This window comes from Cohnella hongkongensis, assembly GCF_042654645.1.
Classification (GTDB): domain Bacteria; phylum Bacillota; class Bacilli; order Paenibacillales; family Paenibacillaceae; genus Cohnella; species Cohnella hongkongensis.
The window spans coordinates 129,838-140,852 of sequence record NZ_JBHSEP010000003.1 but is presented as its reverse complement, the minus strand read 5'-3'; the positions used below and the strand labels follow the sequence as shown (position 1 = coordinate 140,852).

Genomic DNA, 11,015 nt, shown 5'->3' with positions numbered 1-11,015 from the left:
AGAACGGAAACATTGATTAGAATTTAAATTACAAATTTAATCGTATCACAAAATAAATAAGATGTCAACGATTAATTTGGTTCTTCGAGAAAATTGATGGCATGGTGAGAGCGATGGGCTGTATATAGAGTCAAAAAGGGGGATGACTACATGTATTTGTCTCGGATTTTCAACTCCCTGAACGTGCCTATGCAGGAACAGGATATGACCGAATTACTGGAATTGAACGAGAAGACCAAGGAAAATGGCCTGGTCCTGACTCTGAAGGATGTTCAATCGATGATGGCGGCAAGAAGCCAGATCCTTTACAGCTACGGGCGGGTGGAATTAAGCATTGAAGTGACCAAGGGGCTCGTCGAGGTATTTTCGACGTCATCGTTCATCCAGCAGGAGAACTATGCAGATACCCTGAATGAGCTGCATGAGATTTTTTATTATCTTAAAAATGAAACAGAAGACAGAATCAGCGACATGAAGCTCCTCCATAGGATGAAGGAAGTGTTCGAAGAGGATTGCGAGGGCTCATTGGACTTGTTGAAAAGCAGACTCGAAGAGTACGCCGAAGATTTTCGAAGACAATTGCTGAAGAAAGAATCTTTACCTGAAGGAGAAGATGACTATTGGGATCTGAAAATCTAAAGGACAGGCGCGAGTTGACCGTTCAGGGCGGCATTCGCAAATCTCGGCTGCAGCGAAATCAATATACGATCTCCTTAATGAACGAAGGCTTGCAAGCGGGGTTGCTCACGAGCCAAGACATGATGCGCATTCAGAATGCGTTCATGCAGATCCTGCAGGAGCTGATCAAGAAATACACCCAGGGCGAAAGCAGCTCAGTCACCACGGAAACAGCAGAAAGCATCTTAACCTCTATCATGTATGCTGCAGACGCGTATCTGTTCAGCTTAGAGGAGCCAGAGAAGGCGATAACGCATCTCAAAACGATTGATGTTCGCCAAATCTATGAAAGAGGTGTCGAAAAGGTCAGTCAATGCTTTGAAGAGACCAAGCAGCTATTTAAGGAAATCACTGCTAATAAGCTGGAGGTGCCGGTCGACGCTTATAATATGACCATCGATGAATCACTACCTGTCTTTCTCAGGAAATACGGCATCATCTTCGATGCCCACAATACGATGGCCAGTATCGATTACCCGTTGGCTCTCGATGACATGCGGCTTCAAGGCGTTTTCTATATGAAGCAATACCTGGAACGGCTGAAGCTGGAGACCCAATTTTGCGCGTTGTTCGATCAGCAGGAGCTATTGGACTTGCTGGTCCACTACGGAAGGGAATGCAGGTTTAACTACCGAATCGAGCTGTTCAACATTTATGAGTTAGTGCTGAATAATGCGATATTCTCGATTTTATCGGGTGGAGATGCCGATGAAATCAGGATTTCCGAGGGTCAATACAAACGCTTGGAGCAGCAACTCTCGAGCCTCGCTGAACCGCAAATTCGATCTGTCATCTCTGATGCGATGGGAAGGCTTCAGCAAGAATTGCCGATGGATTCGCAATTAAAGGAGTATATGGACGGGTACGAAGAAGCCCTCGCTCGGCGAGTGGCCAATGCCGCAAAGCACAACAGCTTACGGACTGTCATTATTACAGAGAGGGAGAAGGAAGTGAAGTCCATTGTCATTTTGTTCAACGAAAAGGACAGAATGAGCGATGTCCAATTAAGAAGACTGCTGCATGAGATTTTGGCATGCGAGAGAAAGGAGGACAAAGTCAAGCTCATTTTGTCCAGCTTTCATTCCTTCCATGACTACCTCGATATGCTTGAATCAGACTGCTTATACGGGGATGAGTATGACGCCCTTTTCCATGAATTTAGCGATATGGAATTGGCTATCCTGGCGAAAATTGTTTTTTATGAAGAGCTGCGAAGCGAGACTCTGGACTTGCCATCCATTCTGTTATTGGAGAATGAGTATCCAATGGAGTGGCAAATGCGATTTGCCCAGTGCCTTCGGGGGATGAGCCGAGAGCGGCTGCAAGCCGTCGAAAAGTATATGAATGAGATGGATTATGAACAAATGAAATTTTAAATTCTATTGATCACTTCTAATCCTTATTGCTAGACTATTTCACAAAACCCGTATTTTATACATATGTCAATAAATCTAATTAAGACCTTGTAATGACTGTTTATATATACAGTGACAACCTTATATGTACTTCTATCTCGGGTTCAAAAAATAACTTTGTATGTCCCTGTAAGGCCTCAACTAAGTCTTCAGGAGTCTTTTCGTCTTGAGATTTCCAAGTCATAAAAAGATCCAGTGCCATTCGAACCGGCAGTCCCAATCTCGTCATTGCCGCCAAGATCCATTTGAGTTTATTTCCGACATCGTTGATGGGTTCGATAGTTGGCCTTGTATTGCTTGGGCAACCGTGTCATCCACCTTTCAATAAAATCATCCTCATTGCCAATTTCTATTATTCACCATATTTCGTCATGAAATTAGATAATCCTCTAGAAGAGTAATGATATTATCCATTGCGGGAGACTATCTATCCACTATGGTCTCGATAATTAGGTTTAACTAAATTAATAAAGCCGCCCACATAGGCGGCTATTACACATCATAGAATTCGCTTGAGTGAATCATCTCTATTCTTCTTGCGTCTATTCCACAGCTAATCAAGCTATCAAGCATACGTTGCCTTTCGCCATCGCAGTAATAGTAAACCTTCCATGTTGTCCTTCGCTGCGTGATTCTTTCGATTTCTTCAAAATAAGGAATGTCTACACCTGCAAGAGAATGCCCTATGATTATAACTTCATCAACCTCTTTATTACTCAAGCGACTTAGTTTATATATGTAATTTCTTATATTCTTAAAGGTTCGCTTATAATAATTCTCCACAGCTCTGCAGATACTCATTGCTTTTTCATCAAATATCTCCTCAGCATCATAACGCTTCCCCTTGATATCATTAATTCTCTTTTCATTTCCATGTCCTAAAATAGGATCATCATCATTTTGCCGTAAAGATCCGTGTATATGTAATATTGTATTGTCGTTTACTTTGTAGACTGTTTCTAACACAGCCGTATAATTAAACGTAATATAAAATGCATCATTTTCATTTTTAATCATGGTTGTTTTAGGCATCACATCTCTAATTCTAATGGTTCGTACCCACAGCTTCAGGTACCTTGCTAACTCTTCTATGTATTTATATTCGTTCTCGAAATACTCGTCCAACGTATCTAAAATGCCGACATCACCACTTTCTAATCCCAGATCCATATGGAGTGCATCTTCAATTATGACATCTTCATCGATATTAGCGAGATTTGTTTCTAATTCATTCCATAGTAACCGTTGCTTTTCCTCATCAAACCAAGCTGGATAGATATCATAATGTTTCTCAAATTCATGTAAAAATCCAGGGTACATGTTTTGTAAGTAAGTCCTAAAATTCCAATATGAAGTTGATAAACCGTGACCTCTATCAAAGCCGTTACCTATTACAAATAACTTCACTCTTACTCACCCTTATTTAGATTGTTTCTGCACTTAGGCAACTCCACTCGAACAGTAAATTTATTCAACTTAAGATCAAACTATCCTGCCTGTTCGTTAGTATAATTCACAAATTTTAACTAAAAAAGCCCGCGAATTACGCGGACTTCATTCGGACAATGTTCTTGTCATCCGACACCTTCGGAGCATCGTCTTCTATTTGTTCTTCATACCGCCTGCGCACCCAAGCAAGAAAAGACCGCAACGAACCGGACCGCGTGTCCGCAGCCCAACGTTGTGGTCTCTCCCATTCACCAACCCGTTATTAACTTGTCGTCAAGCCTGCGGTTGTATGCCGCGACACAGGGCGCTCCCGCTCCATAGCTGCCTCCGCGACAGAACCTCCGCGTATTATTTGAACGCCCTTGCCGCTTGGACAGCTTTTTTCCAACCCGCATACAGCTCCTCGCGGCGCTCCGGCGCCATCTCTGGCTCAAATCGGCAATCCAGCTTCCAGCCCTGACGGATATCCTCGCGGCTCTTCCAGTAGCCGACCGCAAGCCCCGCCAGATAGGCCGCCCCGAGGGCCGTCGTCTCGTTCACCACCGGCCGCTCCACCGGCACCTGCAGCATATCGCTCTGGAACTGCATCAGCAGCTTGTTGCGAACGGCGCCGCCATCGACGCGCAGCGAGGTCAGCGCGATGCCGGAATCCTCCTCCATGACGGTCAGCACATCCTTCGTCTGATACGCCAGCGCCTCCAGCACGGCCCGGATCAAATGCTCTTTCGTCACGCCGCCGGTCAGGCCGAATACCGCGCCGCGGGTGTCGCTGTCCCAATACGGGGTTCCCAGCCCGACAAACGCCGGCAAAACATATACACCCTCTGTTGACGATACCCGGGACGCGTACAGTTCGCTGTCGCTTGCCGTCTTGATCATCCGCAGGCCGTCGCGCAGCCATTGGATCGCCGAGCCCGCCACGAATACGCTGCCTTCGAGCGCATATTCCACTTCGCCGCCGATGCTCCAGGCAATTGTCGTCAGCAGCCCGTGCTTCGACTGGATCGCCTGCTTGCCCGTATTCATCAGCATGAAGCAGCCGGTGCCGTAGGTGCTCTTCGCCATCCCGCGCGAGAAGCACGCCTGCCCGAACAGCGCCGCCTGCTGGTCGCCCGCCATGCCGGCGATCGGGATGCCTTGGCCGAAAAAGTGGTGCTCCACGGTATGACCGTAAACCTCGGACGAGGAGCGCACCTCGGGCAGCATCGACGCCGGCACGCCCAAAAGGTCGAGCAGTTCTGTGTCCCACCGCAAATCGTAAATATTGAACATAAGCGTCCGGGAAGCGTTCGTATAATCCGTCACGTGCCGCTTGCCGCCGGTCATTTTCCAAATGAGCCAAGTATCAACCGTTCCGAACAGCAAGTCGCCGCTCTCCGCCCGCTCTCTCGCGCCTTTGACATGATCCAGTATCCACTTCACTTTGGTCCCCGAAAAATAAGGATCGACGAGCAGCCCTGTCCTGGAACGGAATGTCTGCTCATGCCCTTGCTCGATCAATTGCTGGCAAATATCGGCCGTCTGGCGGGACTGCCACACAATGGCGCGATGAACGGGACGGCCGGTATGGCGATCCCATACAATCGTGGTTTCACGCTGGTTCGTCATGCCGATGGCTTCGATCTGCTCCGGACGAATATCGCCCTTAAGCAGCGCCGCCGCCATTACGCCAAGCACCGACAGCCATATTTCGTTGGCGTCCTGCTCCACCCAGCCCGGCTTCGGATAGTAGGACTTGATCTCCTCCTGGGCCGAGCTGACGATCTCACCGCTATGATTGAAAATCAAGGCCCTTGTGCTTGTCGTTCCTTGATCGATGGACAAAATATACGTATCTCCCATAAGTGCCTCCTAACCGTTTCGTCTATCAAAATACTTCCACAAATCCGCGTTGGACGTAGTGACCGCCTCCGCGCCGGCCTCAATCGCCTGTTCCACATCCCGCACGGAGCGGATAAGACCGCCGGCCAATATCGGGATGCCAGTTCGCTCCTTCACTTCCCGTATCATGTGCGGCATAACGCCGGGCAGCACCTCGATATAATCCGGCCGCGAACGCTCCAGCAGCCTATAGCTTTTCTCCAGCGCGCTCGAATCGAGCAGGAACAGACGCTGGATGGCGAGCAGACCCTTCTGCTTCGTCTTGGCGATAACGCCGGTCCGCGTCGAAATCAAGCCGGCCGGCCGCATGGTCTGGCATAGAAACTCCGCCGCATATTCGTCGTTCTTCAAGCCTTCGACCAGATCGGCATGCAGCAGCATGCGTTTGCCGCTGGCCCGCGCCAAATCCATGATCGGCTGCAATTGACCGACATGGCAGTCAAGCAGCACAATATAGACATAGGAGCTGCCAAGCAGCTTCTCCAAGTCCTTCATTCTGCGTACTGCCGGAAGAATGGGCTGTTGCAGCGTCATATGTACCTCTTTCCCGGAAAGCCCAAGCTGCCTCCGCTTCGCTAAAAAATCCACATCAAATTGCACTCCTCCCCGGAATTACAATCGATGTGGATCTCCATTTTCTCCATCACGCTATGAACTTAATCACATTATAAGCAACCTACGAAAAAAATGTCAATCCGACAACGGATATTTGCTTCGGACGTTTGCTTAATGAAATATCGGGAATCGGTACTATTCCGTTATTTCGATGGTTGGTCCAGCATCCTTAGCAGCATGACGACGGCTTCCGCGCGATTAGCCCTATCGTTCGGAACAAACCGACTGCCGGCTCGCCCGTTCACAATACCAAGCTCTCTAGAGGCCGCCGCCGCCGTTTTCGCCCAATTTGGAATTTCAGCATCGTCCGCAAAGCCGGTCGAATCGACGGCTCTGCCGCTTGGAAGTCTCAATGCTCTCATGATCATCGTTACCATCTCCGCGCGGGTCAGGCTGTCTCCCGGCCGGAAGCTGCCATCCTCATAGCCCGAAATAACGCCTGCCTGAACGGCCGCCGACACAGCATCCACAGCCCAGCCGCCAATGGCGGCGCGATCCGTAAATTCAAGCTGGGCTTCGCCTCCTTCGAGCCCGAGCGCCTTTGTCAGCATCACCGCAAACTCTGCGCGCGTGACGAAGGCATTCGGGAGGAAGGTCCCGTTCGAATAACCGTCCACTATGCCCATTTGGCGGGCTCGATAAATGGCTGCTTGCGCCCAATGTCCGGATAGATCGGTTAGCTCGGCAGCCGGCTCCTCCGGCATTCCCGGGTTCTCCGGTTGATTAGGCGGCTTCGGTATCGTCCGGCGGATGATCACGGCATACGCCTTAACCGATCCATCGGCCGCTCTCACTTCCAGCTCGAACGCATTGTCTCCTTCTTGCAGTTGGATGCGCCCCTGCGCGTCGCTCGCGATTTTTTTCAATTGGTACGTAGCCCCGCTGTCGGCAGGATTGGCCTCAATCATCGCCCATTCGGCATTCGTCTCCGCCCAGTACACTCGTTTGCCGTTCTGATCGATGATCACAAGCGGCAGCGATTCCCCGCCGACACGCAGTTCTACCTGATTCAAGCCGGCATTGCTTGATGGCGGCGCCGGAATGACGACGCTCCCGCCGCCGCAGCTTCCGCATCCGCCCGACACTCGCAGCGTGTATACGGCTACCGCCATTCCCGAATTTTCATTGCCCTTTGTATCGAACGCCGTTACCTTAAAATCGTATTTGTTGTCCGGCGCAAGACCCGTCACCGTATATGACGCCGCTTCTTCTCCGACTGTCGCAAGCTCCGCGTCCCCTTTGTAGATCCGATAGCCGGCTACGCCTGTAGCGTCCTCCGCATACGGCCAGCTTAGCTTAACGCTCATCGGCGTAATTTCCGAGACGGTTACGGAGCTGCCGGCAGGCCACGCAGGCGGCTGCGTATCGGAGCCCTCAAGAACAATGACGGTGCGGGACACCCGTTCGGCCGCGTTGCCTGCCCTGTCCGTCACGTCGTAATGAATGACGTAATGGCCAGGTGCGCCTGTATCGACGGCATCGCCACCGACCCGTACGTTCGCCGATATATCCCCGTCGAACGTGTCCGTCGCGTCAGCTCCCGCATCTCGGTATACGCTGCCATAAGCCACCTCAGTCACCGCGTCTCCTCTCAGCGTAATCACCGGCTTATCGCGGTCGATATTCGAGATTTCGATCTGTTTCGTCCGTTCGTTGCCTATTCCGTCTTTCACGTAAACGGTGAGCCAGCCATTCTCCGACACCTCGATGGGAGCAGCCGGGTCAGCTTGCGAGATTCCACCGGTTTTAAAATAGGTCGTATCCAGCTGTCCCCAGTCGTATTTCATTTCCTGCAATCCGCTGGTGACGCTCACCGCGGCAACAACGTTTACCCTTCCATTCGTCGGAGAGCTCGGATTCGGCACCAATAAAATCGTCGGCGCGCCGCGGGTGATGTTCCATACCTCGATCGTCCGTACCGCTTCATTGCCTGACAAATCCTGAGCGTATACGGTATAGACGCCATTGATGGTGGCGGCGAAATGATGGTCAAAGGGGATTCCGCCGTCTGCAAAATAGCTTGCCGGCTGATTGCCGTAAGCCCACTTTTTCACCCCGATGCCGCCATCGTCATAAACGCTCGCCGTAACCGTTACGTCCTGATCCGTCGGTTCGAGCCGGTCGGCTGCCAGAACGATAACGGGCGGCGTCTTATCGGATGTGTCGTGGCCGGCCCGGAAGCTGAACCAGTTAAGCGCTGCGACGCCGAGCGTATTCGTCTTCTTGACGTACATGATATACAGGTCATGCACGCCGCTTGCTCCCGTGAGCGGCACTTCAACGTTAGTCCAGGTCGACCAACTCCCGGTGCTCGTAACGGGATGCGAGCCGATCAGCGGCCCCGTCGTGCTGTCCAGACGAAGCTCGATCGTGCCGCCTGTATTCGCGGTAGCCATACGGAGAGTCATGCTGTCCGTTCTGTCACCAAAGTCCAAGCCGGTGTAAGACATCCACGTTCCATCCGAACCGGAAATATGATAGTTGCCGCTGACGTCGGTCGTGACGGTTCTTGTCGGCTTGTTCGCGCTAGCATAATTTTCTGCTTCAATGACCGTCTCGGACGACGGCTCCAACTCGAAGCTTGCTTCGATCTTGCGACCCAGAGAGCCGCCTACGTCGACGGTCAGTTGAATGTAAGGGCTGAGCCTGTTCACCGTGATGCGAGGGTCCGCGGCAATAACGCTTTTTGCGCTTTTGGCCAGCTTAAGGGTTACGACTCCGGACGCCGGCTGATTCGGATCGGATACGGACAGCGACAAGCTGCTGTCGCCTTTCTCCCGCACCATAACTGCCGCTTTGCCGGAGCTTGTAAGCATATCAACCGTTTGCTCCGAATTCGTCCAGAAATTAGCGCCCATAACGCCAAGAGTCTTCTCCTTCACCGCCTGGACGCCCGAATTGTTCGCAAGAACGATAAAGTCGGGATTTTCCGTGTAGCTGTTCACCTCGGACGCCGTCTTGCCCGGAAGCAGCGCGTAAGCGTACGAAGCATCTGTCGGCGCGGTGCCGTGATTGAGATACAAATTCAGGAACCGGTTCGTATGCGTAGGATCACCCGGCTCGAGCACTCCGGTATATTTCGAAATGTCGAACCACTTGCCGCTTCGTTCCTCGCGCAAGCCTTCCAGGGTCGCCACACCGGGGAAATAATACCCGATATCCGCACCTGCGGTGCTGCCCGCAAGATGCGCCCATTTCACGCCCGTCATCGTTTCCGTCCAGCCGGCAGCGGAAGATTTAAGCACGCCGTTAACGGTCAGCGCGTTGTCGCCGGCGGCGTTCAGCCTCCGGTTCTCTACGATGGTCTCCACGTCGTTCGACGGGTACGTAGAGGTGATGCCGGTTCCCAGCGCCACAACCTCGTCGTCGAACATGAACCAGGATTTCTTCGCGCTCATGTCCGCCGTGATATCCGCGTCTACATGCTCAAACGACATGCCGACGACGCTATATTCGTCCCCAAGGCTTGTGCCGCCGACCCACGTCTGATGGTTCAACGACTCGGCCAGCATGGTTTTGCCTGCGACGGCCGTCGTTCCCGGAAGTCGGTACGAATTGACCGTCGGCCAAAAGTTGCCTCCGTACTGATCGGAGTCTCCGTTATACAGATAGGTCATGCCCGCCCCCGTATACCATCCCTTCAGATTCTGGCCGTTCGTCGTTTCGTAGTTGGCGATCCGCTTGGAAAACATACTGACGCCCACTCCGAAGCCTGGCCGCAGGTGAAGCGCCCGGTCCATCGCCGGATAGAGCTTGGAGGCAATCGGTTCCGGCGCAGGCGTGATTGTAGAATCGTTTAACATGGCTTTGGCCTGCCGTATAAAGTCGAGGGACAGCCCTTCGTAGAAGTTATGGCTGGTATCGTTTAGGAGCCAATATTTGATCACGCTTTTGTAACGAGCGGCATCCGCGGGTTCGGCGGACTGCGCCATTCGAAGCAATGCCGCGGCCATTCGGTGGCCCGTCTCGTGGTCCTCCCGGCTAAATACGGAGATGTCCCTCCCCCGCACCATATCCATTAACGCGCCCTTGTACACGAACGGGATAAACGAGTCGTCCACCCATCGATAAGCGTTGGCAGCATCGGGATCGGTAACGTCCCAGCTGGAGCCAGTAACGAAATAGAGCACCGTGCTCAAGTTTTCGATCAAGCTTAAGCCATACGATCCGTTATACGCGAATTTCTCATGCTGGATGAAGGAGCCGTCCTCGTAAAATCCGTCCCCCGATGTCACATAGTCGAATACCGGACTCAGACCGTCGACGCCCCGCTTAATCGTTGCACCGTCCTTGGTCAGGATTCCCCTGCCCACCGCCACCGCACACGACCATACCCGGTTCGCTCCGGTATCTCTCGGACCGGCTACAAAATGCTTGATGGCGTCCATGTACGTTGAGACTGCCGAAGACGGCAATTCGTCGTACAACAGCACGACGGTATCGTTCAGCGCTAGCGGCGCTCCGATCTGCCACTCCCACCAGTTGCCGTACGGCGTAACGGTGTTGTTGTAATACGTTTCGTTCAGGAATTGAAGTCCGTCCAGCACGCTGTCCCTGATCGCGCTGTTGCCCTCCAAGGAAGAACCGTTCGTCCGGTAAGCAAGCGCCATCTCGTACAGCCTGAGATACGACAGACGAATATGCGTCGGGTTCGTCGCCCCGTTCGCGAGATCGCTCCACAGATACGTTCTGCTGCCCGGTCCGGCGCTTATTGTCTCCCAGTTCGACTGCGCTTTGTTCGTGATAGCCAGAATTGCGCTTGCGATATCCGGATCGGCGGGGTCGTAATTCCCGCCTGTCAGCATCTCGTACCACCGCTGCCTCAGCCCGTCATACTCGTCGCCAAGGTCTGCCGCATGAACCTTCCCTAAGGTCGGGAGCCCCGCCCAGACGACGGCCAGACCTAAAAATAAGATGATATACCTGCACATTGCCGTTGGTCGTATCAATCTTATTCCCTCCGTTTCATTTGTTAGC

The 11,015-nt window shown here is 52.2% G+C and carries 6 protein-coding genes; 2 read left to right on the top strand and 4 right to left on the bottom strand.

Annotated features, from left to right (window positions below):
* The first annotated feature begins 150 nt into the window (after positions 1-150).
* On the top strand, positions 151-639 hold the full coding sequence (locus ACFO3S_RS06145; RefSeq protein ID WP_378093414.1) for a DUF6323 family protein: 489 nt from the start codon (positions 151-153) through the stop codon (positions 637-639).
* A complete protein-coding gene (locus ACFO3S_RS06140; RefSeq protein WP_378093412.1) occupies positions 621-2,054 on the top strand; it encodes a DUF6179 domain-containing protein in 1,434 nt (477 codons plus the stop codon). Before ACFO3S_RS06145 ends, ACFO3S_RS06140 begins: the two co-directional genes overlap by 19 nt.
* A gap of 531 nt (positions 2,055-2,585) precedes the next feature.
* On the opposite strand, the gene ACFO3S_RS06135 is transcribed toward ACFO3S_RS06140, so the two are convergent.
* The 4 genes from ACFO3S_RS06135 to ACFO3S_RS06120 form a co-directional block, all read right to left on the bottom strand.
* A complete protein-coding gene (locus ACFO3S_RS06135) occupies positions 2,586-3,500 on the bottom strand; it encodes a bacteriophage abortive infection AbiH family protein (RefSeq protein WP_378093410.1) in 915 nt (304 codons plus the stop codon).
* A gap of 390 nt (positions 3,501-3,890) precedes the next feature.
* Positions 3,891-5,384: a glycerol kinase GlpK gene (gene glpK / locus ACFO3S_RS06130; RefSeq protein ID WP_378093407.1), complete on the bottom strand. Its 1,494-nt coding sequence runs from the start codon at positions 5,382-5,384 to the stop codon at positions 3,891-3,893.
* A 9-nt stretch (positions 5,385-5,393) separates the two neighbouring features.
* Complete coding sequence (locus ACFO3S_RS06125; RefSeq protein WP_378093405.1) at positions 5,394-5,957, bottom strand: glycerol-3-phosphate responsive antiterminator; 564 nt, start codon at positions 5,955-5,957, stop codon at positions 5,394-5,396.
* Between the two features lie 224 nt (positions 5,958-6,181).
* Positions 6,182-10,987, bottom strand: a complete 4,806-nt coding sequence (locus ACFO3S_RS06120; protein ID WP_378093403.1) for a polysaccharide lyase family 8 super-sandwich domain-containing protein — start codon at positions 10,985-10,987, stop codon at positions 6,182-6,184.
* Between the last annotated feature and the right edge of the window lie 28 nt (positions 10,988-11,015).